The organism is Enterobacter cloacae complex sp. 394I7 (assembly GCF_057320345.1).
This window is the reverse complement of sequence record NZ_JBXWCR010000001.1, coordinates 806,354-823,451: the sequence shown is the minus strand read 5'-3', so window position 1 is coordinate 823,451 and position 17,098 is coordinate 806,354. Positions and strand designations below refer to the sequence as shown.

General features: G+C 53.1%; 20 protein-coding genes and 1 other annotated feature. Of the genes, 4 read left to right on the top strand and 16 right to left on the bottom strand.

Annotated elements, in window-relative coordinates; all coding sequences use genetic code 11:
* Nucleotides 1–22 precede the first annotated feature (22 nt).
* Together AC2FAP_RS04010 and AC2FAP_RS04005 are read left to right on the top strand one after the other, a co-directional pair.
* Nucleotides 23–1,417, top strand: a complete 1,395-nt coding sequence (locus AC2FAP_RS04010) for a GntP family permease (RefSeq protein ID WP_223145393.1) — start codon at nucleotides 23–25, stop codon at nucleotides 1,415–1,417.
* A gap of 10 nt (nucleotides 1,418–1,427) precedes the next feature.
* A complete protein-coding gene (locus tag AC2FAP_RS04005) occupies nucleotides 1,428–2,198 on the top strand; it encodes a 3-hydroxybutyrate dehydrogenase (RefSeq protein WP_032681201.1) in 771 nt (256 codons plus the stop codon).
* 59 nt (nucleotides 2,199–2,257) lie between these two features.
* Here the strand turns inward: AC2FAP_RS04005 and selO are convergent, their stop codons facing one another.
* The 14 genes from selO to thrS all read right to left on the bottom strand — a co-directional run bounded on the left by selO (nucleotide 2,258) and on the right by thrS (nucleotide 14,905).
* Nucleotides 2,258–3,700, bottom strand: a complete 1,443-nt coding sequence (gene selO / locus AC2FAP_RS04000; RefSeq protein WP_449541572.1) for a protein adenylyltransferase SelO — start codon at nucleotides 3,698–3,700, stop codon at nucleotides 2,258–2,260.
* 64 nt (nucleotides 3,701–3,764) lie between these two features.
* Nucleotides 3,765–4,475, bottom strand: coding sequence for an EAL domain-containing protein (locus AC2FAP_RS03995; protein ID WP_020884402.1), 711 nt, complete (start codon nucleotides 4,473–4,475; stop codon nucleotides 3,765–3,767).
* Between the two features lie 294 nt (nucleotides 4,476–4,769).
* Nucleotides 4,770–5,234 (bottom strand): NlpC/P60 family protein, encoded by a 465-nt coding sequence (locus AC2FAP_RS03990; protein WP_020884403.1) that lies wholly within the window; start codon nucleotides 5,232–5,234, stop codon nucleotides 4,770–4,772.
* A gap of 74 nt (nucleotides 5,235–5,308) precedes the next feature.
* A complete protein-coding gene (gene btuD / locus AC2FAP_RS03985; RefSeq protein ID WP_020884404.1) occupies nucleotides 5,309–6,064 on the bottom strand; it encodes a vitamin B12 ABC transporter ATP-binding protein BtuD in 756 nt (251 codons plus the stop codon).
* Entirely contained in the window at nucleotides 6,064–6,615 is a 552-nt protein-coding gene (locus tag AC2FAP_RS03980; RefSeq protein WP_014169696.1) for a glutathione peroxidase, read from the bottom strand. The genes btuD and AC2FAP_RS03980 overlap by 1 nt, the downstream gene beginning before the upstream one ends.
* A gap of 33 nt (nucleotides 6,616–6,648) precedes the next feature.
* Nucleotides 6,649–7,629, bottom strand: coding sequence for a vitamin B12 ABC transporter permease BtuC (gene btuC, locus AC2FAP_RS03975; protein ID WP_449541778.1), 981 nt, complete (start codon nucleotides 7,627–7,629; stop codon nucleotides 6,649–6,651).
* A gap of 103 nt (nucleotides 7,630–7,732) precedes the next feature.
* The gene (gene ihfA, locus AC2FAP_RS03970) at nucleotides 7,733–8,032 is read right to left on the bottom strand and encodes an integration host factor subunit alpha (protein ID WP_003857805.1); all 300 of its coding nucleotides are present in this window, start codon (nucleotides 8,030–8,032) and stop codon (nucleotides 7,733–7,735) included.
* Nucleotides 8,033–8,036: 4 nt separating this feature from the next.
* Entirely contained in the window at nucleotides 8,037–10,424 is a 2,388-nt protein-coding gene (gene pheT, locus AC2FAP_RS03965; RefSeq protein WP_025204398.1) for a phenylalanine--tRNA ligase subunit beta, read from the bottom strand.
* A gap of 15 nt (nucleotides 10,425–10,439) precedes the next feature.
* Nucleotides 10,440–11,423 carry a phenylalanine--tRNA ligase subunit alpha gene (gene pheS, locus AC2FAP_RS03960; protein WP_020884406.1) on the bottom strand — a complete coding sequence of 328 codons (984 nt, stop codon included), beginning with the start codon at nucleotides 11,421–11,423 and terminating at the stop codon, nucleotides 10,440–10,442.
* Between the two features lie 62 nt (nucleotides 11,424–11,485).
* Nucleotides 11,486–11,610: a sequence feature (Phe leader region), on the bottom strand.
* On the bottom strand, nucleotides 11,561–11,605 hold the full coding sequence (gene pheM, locus AC2FAP_RS03955) for a pheST operon leader peptide PheM (RefSeq protein WP_001386830.1): 45 nt from the start codon (nucleotides 11,603–11,605) through the stop codon (nucleotides 11,561–11,563). It overlaps the preceding feature by 45 nt.
* A gap of 118 nt (nucleotides 11,611–11,728) precedes the next feature.
* Entirely contained in the window at nucleotides 11,729–12,085 is a 357-nt protein-coding gene (gene rplT / locus AC2FAP_RS03950) for a 50S ribosomal protein L20 (protein WP_000124850.1), read from the bottom strand.
* 50 nt (nucleotides 12,086–12,135) lie between these two features.
* Nucleotides 12,136–12,333, bottom strand: a complete 198-nt coding sequence (rpmI, locus tag AC2FAP_RS03945) for a 50S ribosomal protein L35 (protein ID WP_003030583.1) — start codon at nucleotides 12,331–12,333, stop codon at nucleotides 12,136–12,138.
* A 97-nt stretch (nucleotides 12,334–12,430) separates the two neighbouring features.
* Nucleotides 12,431–12,973, bottom strand: a complete 543-nt coding sequence (infC, locus tag AC2FAP_RS03940) for a translation initiation factor IF-3 (RefSeq protein WP_023616141.1) — start codon at nucleotides 12,971–12,973, stop codon at nucleotides 12,431–12,433.
* A 3-nt stretch (nucleotides 12,974–12,976) separates the two neighbouring features.
* A complete protein-coding gene (gene thrS / locus AC2FAP_RS03935) occupies nucleotides 12,977–14,905 on the bottom strand; it encodes a threonine--tRNA ligase (RefSeq protein ID WP_014169692.1) in 1,929 nt (642 codons plus the stop codon).
* A 143-nt stretch (nucleotides 14,906–15,048) separates the two neighbouring features.
* Between thrS and yncL the strand changes: the two genes are divergently transcribed.
* Both yncL and yniD read left to right on the top strand, forming a co-directional pair.
* Complete coding sequence (gene yncL / locus AC2FAP_RS03930) at nucleotides 15,049–15,321, top strand: stress response membrane protein YncL (RefSeq protein ID WP_332909104.1); 273 nt, start codon at nucleotides 15,049–15,051, stop codon at nucleotides 15,319–15,321.
* A gap of 99 nt (nucleotides 15,322–15,420) precedes the next feature.
* Nucleotides 15,421–15,528 (top strand): small membrane protein YniD, encoded by a 108-nt coding sequence (yniD, locus tag AC2FAP_RS03925; protein ID WP_008500658.1) that lies wholly within the window; start codon nucleotides 15,421–15,423, stop codon nucleotides 15,526–15,528.
* A gap of 199 nt (nucleotides 15,529–15,727) precedes the next feature.
* Here the strand turns inward: yniD and AC2FAP_RS03920 are convergent, their stop codons facing one another.
* Both AC2FAP_RS03920 and AC2FAP_RS03915 read right to left on the bottom strand, forming a co-directional pair.
* Nucleotides 15,728–15,961, bottom strand: a complete 234-nt coding sequence (locus tag AC2FAP_RS03920) for a YdgH/BhsA/McbA family protein (RefSeq protein WP_020884407.1) — start codon at nucleotides 15,959–15,961, stop codon at nucleotides 15,728–15,730.
* Nucleotides 15,962–16,233: 272 nt separating this feature from the next.
* Entirely contained in the window at nucleotides 16,234–16,992 is a 759-nt protein-coding gene (locus AC2FAP_RS03915) for a DUF481 domain-containing protein (protein ID WP_025204400.1), read from the bottom strand.
* Nucleotides 16,993–17,098 lie beyond the last annotated feature (106 nt).

Genomic DNA, 17,098 nt, shown 5'->3' with positions numbered 1-17,098 from the left:
ATAACAATGATAGTGAGGAGTCATAATGAGTGTGTTGATTGCCCTAGCGGCGCTGGCATTGCTGATGCTTGCGGCCTATCGCGGATACAGCGTTATTCTGTTTGCCCCCATCGCGGCGCTGGGTGCCGTGCTGCTGACCGATCCGGGGGCCGTCGGCCCGACGTTTACCGGTCTGTTTATGGAAAAGATGGTCGGCTTCGTCAAGCTCTACTTCCCGGTGTTCCTGCTGGGTGCCGTGTTTGGCAAGCTGATTGAGCTTTCCGGTTTCTCACGCGCTATCGTCGCTGCAGCGATCCAGATCCTCGGGCGCCGCCATGCGATTCCGGTCATTGTGCTGGTGTGTGCATTGTTAACGTACGGCGGCGTTTCGCTCTTCGTGGTGGCCTTTGCCGTCTATCCTTTTGCGGCCGAACTGTTCCGCCAGAGCGGCATCCCCAAACGTCTTATCCCGGCGACCGTGGCTCTGGGTGCGTTCTCGTTTACCATGGATGCCCTGCCCGGCACGCCGCAGATCCAGAACATTATCCCCACCAGCTTCTTTGGCACTAACGCCTGGGCCGCCCCGTGGCTTGGGCTGATTGGCTCGCTGTTTATCCTCTGTTTTGGCCTGCTCTGGCTGGAGCGTCAGCGGCGAAAGGCGCTCAACAACAATGAGGGTTACGGTTCCGATCTGAAAAATGAACCTGAAACGCCGGACAACATTAATCTGCCCCATCCGCTGATCGCCATTTCCCCTCTGCTGCTGGTCGGGATCCTCAACCTGCTGTTTACCCGCTGGATCCCCGGCTGGTACGGGACGCGCCATGAGCTTACCCTGCCCGGGCTGGCGAAGCCGATTGTCACCGAGGTCAGCAAAATCACCGCCATCTGGGCCGTGGAAGCGGCGCTGATCGCGGGTATTGTCATGGTACTGCTTTTTGGATTTCGCAATATCCGGGGACGGCTGGCAGAAGGCAGCCGGACGGCGGTCAGCGGCGCCATTCTGGCGGCAATGAATACCGCATCTGAATATGGTTTCGGGGCGGTGATCGCTGCGCTGCCCGGTTTTCTGGTCTTATCCAAAGCGCTCGCCGCTATCCCGAACCCGTTGCTCAACGAAGCCATCAGCGTGACCGTGCTTGCCGGGATCACCGGTTCGGCGTCGGGCGGGATGAGCATCGCCCTTGCGGCCATGGCCGATACGTTTGTCGCGGCCGCCCACGCAGCCAATATCCCTCTGGAGGTTCTCCACCGCGTGGCCTCGATGGCCAGCGGCGGCATGGATACGCTTCCCCATAACGGGGCCGTGATTACGTTGCTTGCCATTACGGGTCTGAGCCATCGTCAGGCGTATGGCGGCATTTTCGCTATCACCCTCATCAAAAGTCTGGCGGTGCTTTTTGTCATTGCCGTGTTCTATCTCACCGGCATTGTGTAAGGAGAATAAAATGAATCTGAACGGTAAAACCGCACTGGTGACCGGCTCGACCAGCGGTATTGGACTTGGGATCGCTGGCGTGCTGGCGAAGGCCGGCGCGCAGTTGATTCTTAACGGTTTCGGCGACAGTGAATCGGCAAGAGACGAAATCGCGAAACGGGGTAAAACGCCGGGCTATCACGATGCGGACCTGCGTGACGTCCAGCAGATTGAAGCCATGATGCACTACGCCGAAACCCGGTATGGCGGAGTCGATATTCTGATCAACAACGCCGGTATACAGCACGTCGCACCTGTTGATGCGTTCCCGGTGGAGAAATGGAACGACATAATCGCCATCAATCTCTCTTCCGTCTTTCACACCAGCCGGCTGGCGCTGCCTGCGATGCAGGCGAAAAACTGGGGGCGCATCATTAATATCGCCTCCGTGCATGGGCTGGTCGCGTCGAAAGAGAAATCCGCCTATGTTGCCGCCAAGCATGGCGTGGTGGGCTTTACCAAATCCCTGGCGCTGGAGACCGCCCGCACCGGTATTACCGCCAATGCCATCTGCCCGGGCTGGGTGCTGACCCCGCTGGTGCAGCAGCAAATCGACAGACGTATTGCCGATGGCGTCGCACCGGATGTCGCACGTGAGCAACTGCTGGCAGAGAAACAGCCCGCCGGTGAGTTTGTTACGCCGGAACAGCTAGGCGAGCTGGCGTTGTTTTTGTGCAGTGACAGCGCCGTACAGGTCCGCGGCGCCGCCTGGAATATGGATGGCGGATGGGTCGCACAGTGACCGCGGTATCGGCATAAAAAAACCTGGCACCGCAAGGTGTCAGGTTTTGTCCGCCCGGGCTAGCTCGAACAGCTCACTTCCAGGCGTTTTCCCCAGTCCGGCGGACGGCTGACATAGTCGTCATCACGGTCAGCAAACGGCGTACGCAGAGCCACATGCAGGCGATGTAGTTCGTCATACTCCCCCTGCTCTGCCTGTTCAATGGCCCGCTGCGCCAGCCAGTTGCGCAACACCATCGCCGGGTTCGCCGCATTCATTTGCGCCTGCCGGGTTGCGTCGTCGACCTGCTCTTGCTGCAACCGCGCACGGTAAAGCACAAACCAGTCGTCAAAGCCCTGCCTGTCAATGAACTCGTCGCGCAGCGGTGAGGCACTACTGTGTTGCTCAGTCTGGCTCAGCATCCGGAAGGTGCGGGTGTAATCGCTGCCTTCACGTTCCATGAGGGCAAACAGAGCGTTCAGGATGTCGTTATCGCCCCTCTCCTGCGTCACCAGCCCCAGCTTGTTGCGCATCAACGCGCCGTATTCGCGCAGTAAAATGTCCTGGTAGCTGTCGAGCGCATCATTCAGGGCATCAACGTCGATAAACGGCGACAGAGTTTGCGCAAGGCGCTGCAGGTTCCACAGGCCAACAGCCGGCTGATTGTCGAAACTGTAACGTCCCTGATAGTCAGAATGGTTGCAGATGTACCCCGGCTGATAGTCATCAAGGAAGCCAAACGGACCGTAATCAAAGGTCAACCCGAGAAGCGACATGTTGTCCGTGTTCATCACCCCATGGGCAAACCCGACCGTCTGCCAGCGGGCAATCATGGTTGCGGTACGGGCTACCACATCGCGGAACCAGAGAATGTACTTATCGGCCTCGTCCTGGAAATGAGACCAGTGATGACGAATGGCATAATCCGCAAGCTGGCGGACTTTTTCCGGCTCACGACGATAATAAAAGTGTTCAAAGTGGCCAAAACGCAGATGGCTTTGCGCAACGCGCATGAGCATCGCCCCTTTTTCCATCGTTTCACGCGCCACCGGGGTGTCACTGGTTACAATCGACAGTGCGCGGGTGGTGGGGATCCCCAGCGCATGCATCGCTTCGGATGCCAGACATTCGCGAATAGTCGAACGCAATACCGCGCGCCCGTCGCCCATTCGCGAGTAAGGGGTCAGGCCGGCACCCTTCAGGTGCCAGTCCATCGTCTCTCCGTTGGGCAGCCGTTGTTCGCCCAGCAGGATCCCCCGGCCATCGCCCAGTTGTCCTGCCCAGACGCCAAACTGATGTCCGCTATAGACCTGAGCCAGAGGCTGCATACCGGCAAGCAGCGTTTCGCCTCCCCAGACGCCAGCGCCGTCGGAGGGCTGAAACATCTCAGGTGGAACAGCCAGCTCATCTGCCAGCCGATCGTTATGCCAGATAAGACGGGAATTTTGTAACGGTGTGGGTTTGAGTGCGGTATAAAAACCCGGCAACTCGTCATGCCAGTGAGCAGTAAAAGACAGGGTCATAGGTCCTCCTGCTTTTAGTGTAGAGGGTTTACCCGGACTTAAACACGGGCGAAAGAGAGGGTTATCACTGAACGAGCGTGGTGACGTGCTCTGCAGAGACGGCTGGCCAGAGCGCCCCCTGCATTGCGCCGAAGTTAAAGGACAAGACGCGCTGCAATAAACCGTGGTCATCAATGCCGCCGACGAGCACGGACTGACAGTGAGGCGTTATTTGCCAGAGGATTGCGCGCATAAAAGGCTCAAAAGAGAGTTCAGAAGCACGCTGCTGGATAAATCCCTTGTCGAGAATGACCCGTTTAAACAATCCATCATAAACGGCTTTCAACGACGCTGCGCCTGCGCCAAAGTTTGCCAGCACCAGCGGAAAATGGATTGCCATTCTCGCCAGTTGCAGATCGTCCTTCCCGTTATTTAAACCTGGATAATTCTCATTAACAGTAAACTCAAGAAACGGATAACGCTCAAGTATTGAAACAGCGTTCCCATTACTTAATAAAAATTCAACAATTACAGGTGTAATATTGATCCATGCAATTAACTGATGCTGAATAAAAAACAGTTTACAGGTATCAAGCAATTGCAATTTCTCGTTAAACAACGCTAACTCTTCTTCAGCCGAAAGCCGCGGGATAACGAGTTCGGTGGGGATCCGAACGTGGGTACCGACGCCAGTAAAGTTAACCAGAACTTCTAAACCTTTAAGCTCGCCGGCGCTATTACGGGCAGGCAGAAGCATCAGTTCAGACTGGTAAGCATTATCTAGCGTAATAATCATTGCACTCGCCCCGCATTAAAGATGAGAGAGGACATCCTGGAGCAATTGCCGACACAATTCCACTGTCTTGATTTTAATAAGATTAATTTCATTAGTTCCGTATTATTTTTCAGATTTATCCCTGAATCTAAAATAATCTTATCCTGGTTGCTCAGTAATAGCCAGTTTTAGATAAAACAGACACCTGAGGAGATAAGTCATTTTTCGTAAATTTAACTTTAAAACTCTTATTTGAGAAAAAATGGCATGATTTATTAGTTATCATGCCATCATAAGAGACTGCTCTTTGACAGACTAAATACGTCGTGCCTGCCAGAAGTTTTTACGCCAGTAAACATTATCGAGCGACGAGCGCATCACCCCACGACTGGTCGAGGCGTGAATAAACTGATTATCGGTATCATAAATACCGACGTGAAGCCCACTGTCACCCGAGCCGGTTTTGAAAAAAACCAGGTCGCCGGGCAGCAAATCATCTTTATCGATTTCCGTGCCAATTTCCGCCTGTTTGCGCGTTTCGCGCGGAAGCTGTAAATCAAACTTATCGCGAAACGTCATCAGAACAAAGCCAGAACAATCTACGCCCCCACGGCTCATGCCGCCATAACGATAGGGCGTGCCGCGCCAGTTGCTCAGCTGATCGTTAAGGCTGGCAATGACGGTAATAGAATCTGAAAGCCGCGGGTTAGGCGGCGGCGCACGATGGCTACTGCATCCCGCAAGAAATAACGCGGCCATCAGGAGAAACCAGAATCGCATTTTCAGACGAATCCTCTGCTTTTTTTGTTCTTTTCGTAATTTAGCGTGCAACGGCGTTAACAGGCAAGAAACGGTTACGCCTGCGCGGTAGAAATCAGCATCTTATGCCCTTCTATATCCAGCCTGCGGAAAGACATATTGTACGCGCGGGCAAGATTTGGCGGCGTCAATACCGCATCGCGCGTGCCGCTGGCAATCATCTTTCCTCGCGCCAACAGCCACACCCGGTGGGCATGACGCAGCGTATGGTTCAGGTCATGACTGCTCATGACCACACCGATCCCTTTTCTGCTCAGGGAGCTTAACAGGGTGTCCAGCGCGGCCTGCTGTGCCACATCCAGACCGCTCATCGGTTCATCCAGAAGCAGCAGTCTGCCGTGCGGATTGCCGGCCGGGTGAATCTGCAAAATGACGGCCGCGAGACGCACGCGCTGCCACTCGCCCCCGGAAAGCTGGCTGGCATGCCGGGACAGTTTATCTTCTAGCCCTAATCCCGCCGCCACCTCAGTGAGCAGCGACGTATGTTGTTTATCGTGCAGATGCAGCATCAGGTAATGCCAGACGGGCATCGCAAAGGGCGGGACCTGCTGCTGCACCAGATAACTGCGCCTGTGCGCCAGCGAGACTGGCGACCAGTCAGCAAGGTTATGCTCCAGCAGGGTTATCTCCCCCGCGCCGGCGGTCAGCCCCGCCATGCGCGCCAGTAAGGTGCTTTTTCCTGCGCCGTTCGGCCCGACAAGATGCAGGATTTCGCCTGCATTGATGGCACCGGTTATCGGCTCCAGACGCCCCGTATCGGCGACGTCCGTGAGCTGCATCAGCAACGTCATTATTTCGCCAGCGCCAGCTTGATAGACTCCATCACAATCGGATCTTCAGGCGTCATGTCCGGTGAAAAACGCTGCACCACCTGTCCGTCACGACCAATAAGGAATTTTTCAAAATTCCACAAGATATCGTCCGGATAGAGCGGCGCGCGTCCTTTACTGGCCATGCGCTCATAAAAACCGCTGCCTTCCGGCGCAACGGCGGTCGGCGCGGCCGCCACCAGCTTCGCATACAGGGGATGGCGATGTTCACCGTTAACGTCGATTTTGCTGAACATCGGGAACGTCACACCGTAGGTGGTGCTGCAAAACGTTTTGATTTCGTCTTCGCTGCCCGGCTCCTGGCCCAGGAACTGGTTGCACGGGAAGCCCAGCACGGTGAAACCGTCTTTCTCCCAGGCTTTTTGAATGTTTTCCAGCTGCTCGTACTGTGGCGTCAGGCCACATTTGGAGGCCACATTCACGATGAGCAGCACGTTGCCTTTATAGCTTTCCAGCGTGGTTTTCTCACCCTCAATGGTGGTCACTTCGGTATTCAAAATATCAGACTGCATAGCATTCCCTCAGGTTATCTTACGGGTAGTGATTTAACGTCCGGATTTTAATAGTAGCCAGATAAATACCGGCGCGCCCAGCGTGGCGGTCACCACGCCTATTGGCAGCTCAGCGGCTGTCAGGGCGAGCCGGGCGATGATATCCGCCACCAGCAGCGTTACCGCCCCGGCAACCGCCGAGGCCGGCAGTAAGGTTCGATGGTTGGTGATACCGCACAGACGCAGCATGTGCGGGATAACCAGCCCAATAAAGCCAATCGCCCCGGCCAGTGCCACGCTCACACCAACCAGCCAGCCAATGGCAATGACCAGCACGTTACGCCAGAAGCCTATCGGCATGCCAAGCTGGCGGGCCGAGGTTTCCCCCAGCGCGAGAATATTCAGCGGCTGTGCCTGCAGGCCTGCCCACAGCAAGACCGGTATCAGCAGTGCCATCAGCCAGCCCTGGCGCCAGTCTACGCCCCCGAAGCCGCCCATCATCCAGTACATCAACTGACGCAAGTCAAAGGACGTGGAGAAATACACCGCCCAGGTCATCAGCGCGCTACAGATGATCCCCAGAGCCACCCCGGCAAGCAGCAGCCGACTGGTTGATAAGTGCCGTCTGGCAAAGCGCAAAAGGATTACCGTTATCAGCAACGCGCCAATAATGGCGCTGAGGCTAATCCCCCATGAGGAGAGTTCCCCCCCGCCCAACATCACCGCCGCCACCAGCCCTACGCCCGCGCCATTCGATACGCCGAGCAGCCCGGGCTCCGCCAGCGGGTTATCAAATAATGCCTGCATAATGGTGCCGCACAGTGCCAGCGCGGCACCCACCAGGATCACTGCCAGCGTGCGCGGCAGACGGATTTGCCAGACGAAAAGCTGCCCCTCAGGCTCAAACCAGTGTTCAGGCCCTATCCACTGTTCCCCGGCGCACAGGCTAACGCCTGCGGTAACAATGAGCAGCAGCACGAGCAAAAGCAGGTGTCGTTGATCTAAACGGTGCTGGCGATGGGCATAATCAAGCATGGACATGGTTTTAGTAGCGTGTGATGTAATTGATTTTACGGCGGGTTTGCCAGAGAGCGCAAAGAAAAAAGGCCGCGTGAGCGGCCTTTTTAGTTAGTTCATATTACTCTGCTTTGGGCGTTGCGTTTTCGACACGGCTTTTTAACTTCTGGCCGGGTCTGAAGGTCACCACGCGGCGGGCTGTAATCGGAATATCTTCCCCCGTCTTTGGGTTACGGCCCGGACGTTGGTTTTTGTCACGCAAATCAAAATTGCCAAAACCGGAGAGTTTTACCTGCTCACCATTTTCCAGAGCACGACGGATCTCTTCGAAAAACAGCTCTACCAGCTCTTTGGCATCTCGTTTGCTAAGCCCAAGCTTATCAAACAGATATTCTGACATTTCAGCTTTTGTAAGCGCCATAGGTTCAATCCCTCAATGATGCCTGGAATCGCTCTTTTAATGCCTCTACACATTTGGCGACGGTAGCGGCAATCTCCTCTTCTTCGAGTGTACGGCTGGTATCCTGAAGGATAAGGCTAATAGCGAGGCTCTTGAAACCTTCTGCTACGCCCTTGCCGCGGTACACGTCAAATAAGTTTACGCCAACTACCTGATTTACGCCAACTTTCTTACATTCGGCCAAAATATCTGCTGCGGGCACATTTTCCGCGACCACAACCGCGATATCACGGCGGTTTGCCGGGAAGCGTGAGACGTCGCGGGCCTGAGGAATGACGCGGTCTGCAACCGGGCTCCATTCCAGCTCGAACACGATGGTACGGCCGTTCAGGTCCAGCTTGCGCTCCAGCTCAGGATGAACAACGCCAATGAAACCAATGCGTTTGCCGTCTAAATAGATAGCCGCGCTTTGGCCTGGATGCAGCGCAGGGATCGCTTCTGCACGGAATTCAATTTCAGATAATTTACCGGTCAGATCGAGAATTGCTTCCAGATCTCCCTTCATATCGTAGAAATCAACCGTGCCTTTTGCCAGGTCCCAGTGCTCTTCGTAACGGTTACCGCTGATGGCACCAGCCAGCATGAGATCCTGACGGATGCCTAAATTTGCCTGATTATCCGGTACAAAGCGTAAACCACTTTCGAAAATTCGCACGCGGTTTTGCTGACGATTCTGGTTGTAAACGATAGTCCCCAGCAGACCGGTCCACAGGGACAGGCGCATCGCGGACATTTCGCTGGAGATTGGGCTTGGCAGGATCAGCGCTTCCTGGCCCGGATGGATCATCTGCTGCAGTTTTGGATCAACAAAGCTATAGGTGATCACTTCCTGATAGCCTTTGTCGTTCAGCATGGTTTTCACACGCTTAAGAGACAAATCTGCTTCACGGTGGCTTCCCATCACCAGACCCGCCTGAACAGGCTCATCCGGGATGTTGTTGTAGCCGTATACGCGAGCCACTTCTTCCACCAGATCTTCTTCGATCTCCATGTCGAAACGCCAGGATGGCGCAACGGCTTTCCACTCGTCCTGCCCTTCGGTCACGTCACAACCCAGGCGGCGAAGGATATCGCTGACCTGTGCGTCAGCAACATGGTGACCAATCAGACGATCCAGCTTGCTACGACGCAGGGTAATGGTCGCACGCTTCGGCAACGTCGCTTCGTGGGTGACGTCGATAACCGGGCCCGCTTCACCGCCGCAGATGTCGATCAGCAGACGCGTCGCACGCTCCATCGCTTTGTGCTGCAGTGCCGGATCGACGCCACGCTCGTAACGGTGAGAGGCATCGGTATGCAGGCCGTGACGACGTGCGCGACCGGTGATAGAGAGCGGGCTGAAAAACGCACACTCCAGCAGAACGTTTTGCGTTTCATCATTTACACCGGAGTGTTCGCCACCGAAGATACCGCCCATCGCCAGCGCTTTAACGTGGTCCGCGATCACCAGCGTATCAGCATTCAGTTTTGCTTCGCTACCGTCGAGCAGAACCAGGGTTTCGCCCTCTTTCGCCATACGCACCACAATACCGCCTTCGATACGATCTTTATCGAACGCGTGCATAGGCTGACCCAGCTCCAGCAGAACATAGTTGGTCACGTCAACGACGGCGTCGATAGAACGAATACCACAGCGACGCAGCTTCTCTTTCATCCACAGCGGGGTTGGCGCTTTTACGTTGATGCCTTTCACCACACGACCAAGGTAGCGTGGGCACGCATCAGCGGCTTCAACCTGAATCGGCAGTGTGTCACTGATGGTAGCGTCAACCGGTACGATTTCCGGTACGTTCAGTTCAGTCTGGTTCAGCACGGCCACATCGCGGGCCACACCGATAATGCCTAAGCAGTCCGCACGGTTTGGCGTCACGCTGATTTCAATGGTGTTGTCATCAAGTTTCAGGTATTCGCGGATGTCGGTACCAATAGGCGCATCAAGCGGCAGCTCAATGATGCCATTGTGATCGTCGGAAATACCCAGCTCAGAGAACGAACACAGCATGCCTTCAGACGGCTCACCGCGCAGTTTCGCTGCTTTAATTTTAAAATCGCCCGGCAGTACAGCCCCCACGGTCGCCACGGCCACTTTCAGGCCCTGACGGCAGTTTGGCGCGCCGCAGACGATATCCAGCAGGCGATCGCCGCCTACGTTAACTTTTGTCACACGCAGCTTGTCAGCGTTAGGGTGCTGACCGCACTCAACCACTTCGCCCACAACGACGCCATTGAAAGCGCCAGAAACCGGCTCAACACCGTCAACTTCCAGACCCGCCATGGTGATCTGGTTGGAAAGCGCTTCGCTATCAAGCGTGGTGTTCACCCATTCGCGTAACCACAGTTCACTGAATTTCATTGTTCTGTCCTGCCCTTATTTAAACTGTTTGAGGAAACGCAGATCGTTTTCGAAGAATGCACGCAAATCGGTCACGCCATAGCGCAGCATTGTCAGACGCTCCATGCCCATACCGAACGCAAAGCCGGAGTAGACTTCTGGATCGATACCCACGTTGCGCAGAACGTTTGGATGCACCATGCCGCAGCCCAACACTTCCAGCCATTTGCCGTTTTTACCCATCACGTCAACTTCCGCAGACGGTTCAGTGAACGGGAAGTAGGACGGACGGAAACGAACCTGCAGGTCTTCCTCAAAGAAGTTGTTCAGGAAATCGTGCAGCGTACCTTTCAGGTTGGTAAAGCTGATGTTCTTATCAACAATCAGGCCTTCCATCTGATGGAACATCGGGGTATGGGTCTGATCGTAGTCGTTACGGTACACGCGGCCCGGTGCGATGATGCGGATCGGGGGTTCCTGTTCCTTCATGGTACGGATCTGAACGCCCGAGGTCTGAGTACGCAGCAGACGGGTGGCGTCGAACCAGAAAGTGTCGTGGTCAGCACGTGCCGGATGATGGCCTGGAATGTTGAGGGCGTCGAAGTTGTGGTAATCATCTTCGATTTCCGGGCCAGTCGCCACGGTAAAGCCGAGCTCACCGAAGAAACTTTCAATGCGATCAATGGTGCGGGTAACCGGATGCAGGCCACCATTTTCAATACGGCGACCCGGCAGGGAGACATCGATAGTCTCTGCCGCCAGACGCGCATTCAGCACCGCGCTTTCCAGCTCAGCTTTGCGCGCGTTCAGTGCCTGTTGCACCTGCTCTTTGGCTTCGTTAATGACCGCACCCGCTGCCGGGCGTTCCTCTGGCGGCAGTTCACGCAGGGTTGTCATTTGAAGGGTCAAATGCCCTTTCTTACCGAGATATTCGACGCGGACATTGTCTAACGCGGCAACATCTGAGGCCTGATTAATGGCGGCTGTTGCACTGGCAACCAGCTCTGCGAGATGTGACATGATTTTCCTCATTATGTCGGTGCAGACACCGATTTGGTGGAGTTATTCTCTCGAATTTAGACACAAAAAAAGCCTCCATCAGGAGGCTTATCTGGCGCTGTTTTTCGTTTCATCTTTCACGCGCTAGCCTCCTGAATTCAGGTGCTAAAGTAAAAGAAGAAGCGGAAAATAGCAGCATTCATGCTTGCGTTACCTTGTGTGGTAAAAAACCGTTAAGACCTTATTGAAAAGGTTGCACGGGTAAAAGTCAATGTTCTGATGGTGTTAAATGAAAAGAGGGAGCGAAGCCCCCTCTTTCAACTGGCTTATGCCAGTGCTGCTTTCGCTTTTTCGACCAGAGCGGTGAACGCTACTTTGTCGAATACTGCGATGTCAGCCAGGATCTTACGGTCGATTTCAACAGAGGCTTTTTTCAGGCCGTTGATGAATTTGCTGTAAGAAATACCGTTCTGACGTGCTGCTGCGTTGATACGCGCAATCCACAGTTGACGGAACTGACGCTTACGTTGACGACGGTCACGGTAAGCGTACTGACCTGCTTTGATAACAGCCTGGAAGGCAACGCGGTATACGCGTGAACGCGCACCGTAGTAGCCTTTAGCTTGTTTCAAAATTTTCTTGTGACGTGCACGTGCAATTACACCACGTTTTACGCGAGCCATATGTGCTCTCCTGTATCTATATTCTTAGTAAAAAATTAAACGTTAACGGCTTATGCGTACGGCAGGCACGCGATAACCAGACCCAGATCGCCTTTAGAAACAAGGCCTTTTGGACGCAGGTGACGTTTACGCTTAGTAGATTTTTTGGTCAGAATATGACGCAGGTTTGCGTGCTTACGCTTAAATCCACCACCACCGGTTTTTTTGAAGCGCTTAGCAGCACCGCGTACGGTCTTAATTTTTGGCATCTTAATTACTTCCACTTCGCATTGTTAAATAAACGAAACATAGGCGAACAAAACCTATGAGACCCGAAGGCTCCACAGGTTTTGCTGCTTGAAGGCCTTACTGTTTCTTCTTAGGAGCGAGCACCATGATCATCTGGCGGCCTTCGATCTTCGTAGGGAAGGATTCGACTACTGCCAGTTCACTCAGATCGTCACGGACGCGGTTAAGCACTTCCATACCAATCTGTTGGTGGGCCATCTCACGACCGCGGAAACGCAGTGTGATCTTGGCCTTATCGCCATCTTCCAGAAAGCGAATCAGGCTGCGGAGTTTTACCTGATAATCGCCATCGTCGGTACCAGGACGGAATTTAATTTCCTTAACCTGGATAACTTTTTGCTTTTTCTTCTGTTCCTTAGAAGACTTACTCTTTTCATAAAGGAACTTGCCGTAGTCCATGATACGACAAACTGGCGGTTCGGCGTTAGGGCTGATTTCAACTAAATCTACTCCAGCTTCTTCAGCCTTTTCGATCGCTTCTCTCAGACTCACAATCCCCAGCTGCTCGCCTTCCAGACCTGTTAAGCGAACTTCCTGGGCGCGAATCTCGCCATTGATACGATTCGGACGTGCCGTTTGAACTCGTTTTCCGCCTTTAATACCTTATTCCTCCAGTTGTTGAAGACTGCGGCTGCGAATCTCTTGTTGCAGCTTCTCAATCACTTCACTTACGTCCAGGCTCCCCAGGTCTTTACCACGGCGGGTGCGAACGGCAACTTTGCCTGCTTCCACCTCTTTATCACCACAGACCAACATATACGGGACACGACGTAAAGTGTGCTCGCGGATTTTAAAGCCAATCTTCTCATTTCTCAAGTCTGCTTTTACGCGAATGCCCGCATTTTGTAGTTTCTGCGTCAATTCTTTAACGTATTCAGCCTGAGAATCGGTAATGTTCATCACCACGACCTGCACTGGCGCAAGCCAGGTTGGGAAGAAGCCGGCAAACTCTTCAGTCAGGATGCCGATGAAGCGCTCCAGAGAACCGAGGATTGCACGGTGAATCATAACCGGTACCTGACGTTCGTTGTCTTCGCCAACATAAGAGGCGCTTAAACGCTGCGGCAGGGAGAAGTCCAGCTGTACAGTACCGCACTGCCATGCGCGATCGAGGCAGTCATACAGGGTAAATTCAATTTTCGGACCGTAGAATGCGCCCTCGCCCAGCTGGTATTCGAACGGAATGCCGTTCTCTTCCAGCGCCACGGCGAGATCCGCTTCTGCGCGATCCCAGGTCTCATCGCTACCGATACGTTTTTCCGGACGCGTTGAGAGTTTGACAACGATCTTCTCGAAGCCAAAGGTGCTGTACATATCGTAGACCATACGAATACAGGCGTTAACTTCATCACGAACCTGATCTTCAGTACAGAAGATATGCGCATCATCCTGAGTAAAGCCACGAACACGCATCAGACCGTGCAGTGCACCTGATGGCTCGTTACGGTGGCAGCTACCGAACTCTGCCATACGCAGCGGCAGATCGCGGTAGGATTTCAGACCCTGGTTGAAGATCTGAACGTGGCCAGGGCAGTTCATTGGCTTAATGCAGTATTCACGGTTCTCAGAAGAGGTGGTGAACATCGCATCTTTGTAGTTGTCCCAGTGGCCGGTTTTTTCCCACAGCACACGGTCCATCATGAACGGGCCTTTCACTTCCTGATACTGGTACTCTTTCAGCTTAGAGCGTACGAACGTTTCCAGCTCACGGAAGATAGTCCAGCCGTCATTGTGCCAGAACACCATACCCGGCGCTTCTTCCTGCATGTGGTACAGGTCAAGCTGCTTACCAATTTTACGGTGGTCACGTTTAGCCGCCTCTTCCAGGCGCTGCAGGTAGGCGTTAAGGGCTTTTTTATCGGCCCACGCGGTACCATAGATACGCTGCAACATCTTGTTGTTGCTATCGCCACGCCAGTAGGCGCCCGCGATTTTCATCAGCTTAAAGTGATGACAGAAGCGCATGTTCGGCACGTGCGGTCCACGGCACATGTCGACGTATTCTTCGTGATGGTACAAGCCAGGCTTGTCATCATGAGAGATGTTTTCATCAAGAATAGAGACTTTATAGCTCTCGCCACGCTTCACGAAGGTTTCACGCGCTTCGTGCCAGCTGACTTTCTTCTTAATGACGTCATAGTTAGTTTCAGCGAGCTCGTGCATACGTTTTTCGAGCGCGTCGATATCTTCCTGAGTCAGGGTATGGTCAAGATCAACGTCATAGTAGAAACCGTTGTCGATAACCGGACCGATCGCCATTTTGGTGTTCGGCCACAGCTGTTTGATCGCATGACCTAACAGGTGCGCGCAGGAGTGACGAATGATCTCCAGACCTTCTTCGTCTTTCGCTGTGATGATAGACAGCTGCGCATCGCTTTCAATCAGGTCAGATGCATCAACCAGCTCACCATTAACACGGCCAGCGATGGTTGCTTTCGCGAGTCCAGGACCAATGTCCAGGGCAACATCCATTGGGCTTACAGCGTGGTCGTAATGGCGTTGGCTGCCATCAGGAAGAGTAATTACAGGCATTTTATATCCTTATTTGCAGTGATGCCCCACACATAAGAGCATATACAAAGAAAATAATCGTGATTTGACAATAGATTACGACACCATCTGACCAACAATCGTCAAATTGGCTCGCGATCATTCACCCGCCGAAAATCAGATAAATGCGGATTTACGGCAAGCCCTGCAATGGTAACACTAACAAAAGAGAGATTGCACCCTTTGCGGGCAGATTGCTGCGCTGGCACTTTCGCATGAATTTGCAGGGCGCATATCTCCGGTGCTCGCATTTCAGAGATGCTGGGCTACTCTTGAACAAGTCTTTAAACCCAAAGGTGCATACCATGAACGTATCAAGTAGAACGGTTGTGATATTGAACATCCTTTCAGCCACCGGTTTATTGTTGATTCTTGCAGAACGATTCCACTGGTTCTAACCGAACCGGAAGCAGGCATAACCTGATTCACCACTGGAGAAGGGGCATTTCCCCGCCCTGTTTGGTAGACTGTTCGCATCAACTTACAAGGATCAGGTTATGCCAACAAAACGCTTTGCCGTAAAACACTGGAAAATGGTACTGGTGCTGATTGCCATCTGCGGCGCGATGCTGCTTCTGCGTTGGGCGGCAATGATTTGGGGCTGAACGGGGATATAAATAACTGCGCAGGGAATAACGTCGTTATCCGTAATACCCTTTTGCGGGTATTCACCGCCAGGACGAAATACGGACGATAGGTTTACGTCAAATAGGTTTACTGCTAAAAAAACCGGTACCACAAAATCCGGTTTTTTTGGCGCGTTGAATTAGCGTTTAAACGTCAATAACAACACGGCAAAACCCATCAGGACCATTCACCTGCAACCAGTTTATGGACGTCAAAAGCATCATTCATAGACTGACCGGTGGACTGAGAGGCTGGCGCGATGTTAGACCCGGCTTCAACGTCAGCGGCTTTCGCAATGCCGATTTGGCTGTGGGTGTCACTGGCTGTCGGGGTGGTTTCATCAGCAGCAAATACGCCAAAAGACAGTGCGGAAAGCACCATCGCTGCTGCGGCAGTTTTGATTTTTTTCATAATGTTTTTTCTCTTTCTACATTTAATACTAATAATGCTAAATACCTTCAGGCCGAATTCTGCCCGTGCTAAGAGTGTAGATCCAGATCACACTTTTGCCTAGCCTGTTACGTTATCAATTCGTGTCAAATAAGCCGCAAATTAATGAAAATGCATTATGAAGAAATGATGGAGATATCAGCAGATCAGATATTTCAAAACAGTGTTTAATATAAAACAGCACAGTTTCAAAAAATAAAAAACGGGCCGATAGCGTAATCGGCCCGAGAATATTACATTTTATAACCCAGTGAAACCGTGGTTCTGCGGTCGGTATGATCCGGAGCAGAATCAGGAGGAGAAGAGTTCCAGGTGACGTTGTAGGCCACTTTCAGGCCAAAGTGTTCGTTGATGGCCACGTTCAGCGCTGTTTCTGAGTTCAGCGTCGTATCGTCGGCACCAAACACAGACACCCCCTGGGTAAATTTGGTGTTGTCAGTCATCTGCCAGGCATAGGTGCCGGAAGCGTAACCGAGCGGTTGAGTTTTGGTTTCGCCGTCGGTGTACTCGTCGTAGCGCACACCTGGACCGAATTCAAAACGTAAACTGTGTACCGGACCGTTCAGGAACTGACGACCGTAACCGGCAGTGAACACATCACGCTGGCGATAGCCGTTGTAACGGTCAGTTAACCAGCTGGCCTGACCAAACAGGTAGTCAAAGTCGGTCATGTTGTAACGGCTACGTCCGCCAACCGCATATTTCTCGGAAGAGCGTTCGTCATTCGCGGAGGTGTTACTGGCATTTCCCCACAGAGACCAGGCGGTGGTATTACCGTACCAGGTCAGCGTACTGTCCGCCGTGAGAGAGGAGCTTTTCGTGTTACCGGATTGTGCAAGATAGCCAGCGTTCAGGTTACCTTCAAACGGTTTTTGCGCGGTGGCTGGATCGTCCATGACAGTAAAAACGGAATCATCTGCGGTCGCGTTCATTGCAGCAAACACGCCACCCGCCAGCATCAGTGCAGCGGGTACTGTCTTCAAAAGCTTCATTTTATTAAGGAGTCCGTACAACAAAAAAAGAGACCACACGGTCCCGGAAACTTTCTTGAGGATCAATGACAAGGCGTCCAGAGAAAGGTAACAAATTATAAAAAGC

What these genes read in the sequence shown, in the direction of transcription:
- AC2FAP_RS04005 (WP_032681201.1), top strand. Translation starts at nt 1,428, where the DNA reads ATGAATCTGAACGGTAAAACCGCACTGGTGACCGGCTCGACCAGCGGT.
- selO (WP_449541572.1), bottom strand. Translation starts at nt 3,700, where the DNA reads ATGACCCTGTCTTTTACTGCTCACTGGCATGACGAGTTGCCGGGTTTT.
- AC2FAP_RS03995 (WP_020884402.1), bottom strand. Translation starts at nt 4,475, where the DNA reads ATGATTATTACGCTAGATAATGCTTACCAGTCTGAACTGATGCTTCTG.
- AC2FAP_RS03990 (WP_020884403.1), bottom strand. Translation starts at nt 5,234, where the DNA reads ATGCGATTCTGGTTTCTCCTGATGGCCGCGTTATTTCTTGCGGGATGC.
- btuD (WP_020884404.1), bottom strand. Translation starts at nt 6,064, where the DNA reads ATGACGTTGCTGATGCAGCTCACGGACGTCGCCGATACGGGGCGTCTG.
- AC2FAP_RS03980 (WP_014169696.1), bottom strand. Translation starts at nt 6,615, where the DNA reads ATGCAGTCTGATATTTTGAATACCGAAGTGACCACCATTGAGGGTGAG.
- btuC (WP_449541778.1), bottom strand. Translation starts at nt 7,629, where the DNA reads ATGCTTGATTATGCCCATCGCCAGCACCGTTTAGATCAACGACACCTG.
- ihfA (WP_003857805.1), bottom strand. Translation starts at nt 8,032, where the DNA reads ATGGCGCTTACAAAAGCTGAAATGTCAGAATATCTGTTTGATAAGCTT.
- pheT (WP_025204398.1), bottom strand. Translation starts at nt 10,424, where the DNA reads ATGAAATTCAGTGAACTGTGGTTACGCGAATGGGTGAACACCACGCTT.
- pheS (WP_020884406.1), bottom strand. Translation starts at nt 11,423, where the DNA reads ATGTCACATCTCGCAGAGCTGGTTGCCAGTGCAACAGCCGCCATTAAT.
- rplT (WP_000124850.1), bottom strand. Translation starts at nt 12,085, where the DNA reads ATGGCTCGCGTAAAACGTGGTGTAATTGCACGTGCACGTCACAAGAAA.
- rpmI (WP_003030583.1), bottom strand. Translation starts at nt 12,333, where the DNA reads ATGCCAAAAATTAAGACCGTACGCGGTGCTGCTAAGCGCTTCAAAAAA.
- thrS (WP_014169692.1), bottom strand. Translation starts at nt 14,905, where the DNA reads ATGCCTGTAATTACTCTTCCTGATGGCAGCCAACGCCATTACGACCAC.
- yncL (WP_332909104.1), top strand. Translation starts at nt 15,049, where the DNA reads ATGCGGATTTACGGCAAGCCCTGCAATGGTAACACTAACAAAAGAGAG.
- yniD (WP_008500658.1), top strand. Translation starts at nt 15,421, where the DNA reads ATGCCAACAAAACGCTTTGCCGTAAAACACTGGAAAATGGTACTGGTG.
- AC2FAP_RS03920 (WP_020884407.1), bottom strand. Translation starts at nt 15,961, where the DNA reads ATGAAAAAAATCAAAACTGCCGCAGCAGCGATGGTGCTTTCCGCACTG.
- AC2FAP_RS03915 (WP_025204400.1), bottom strand. Translation starts at nt 16,992, where the DNA reads ATGAAGCTTTTGAAGACAGTACCCGCTGCACTGATGCTGGCGGGTGGC.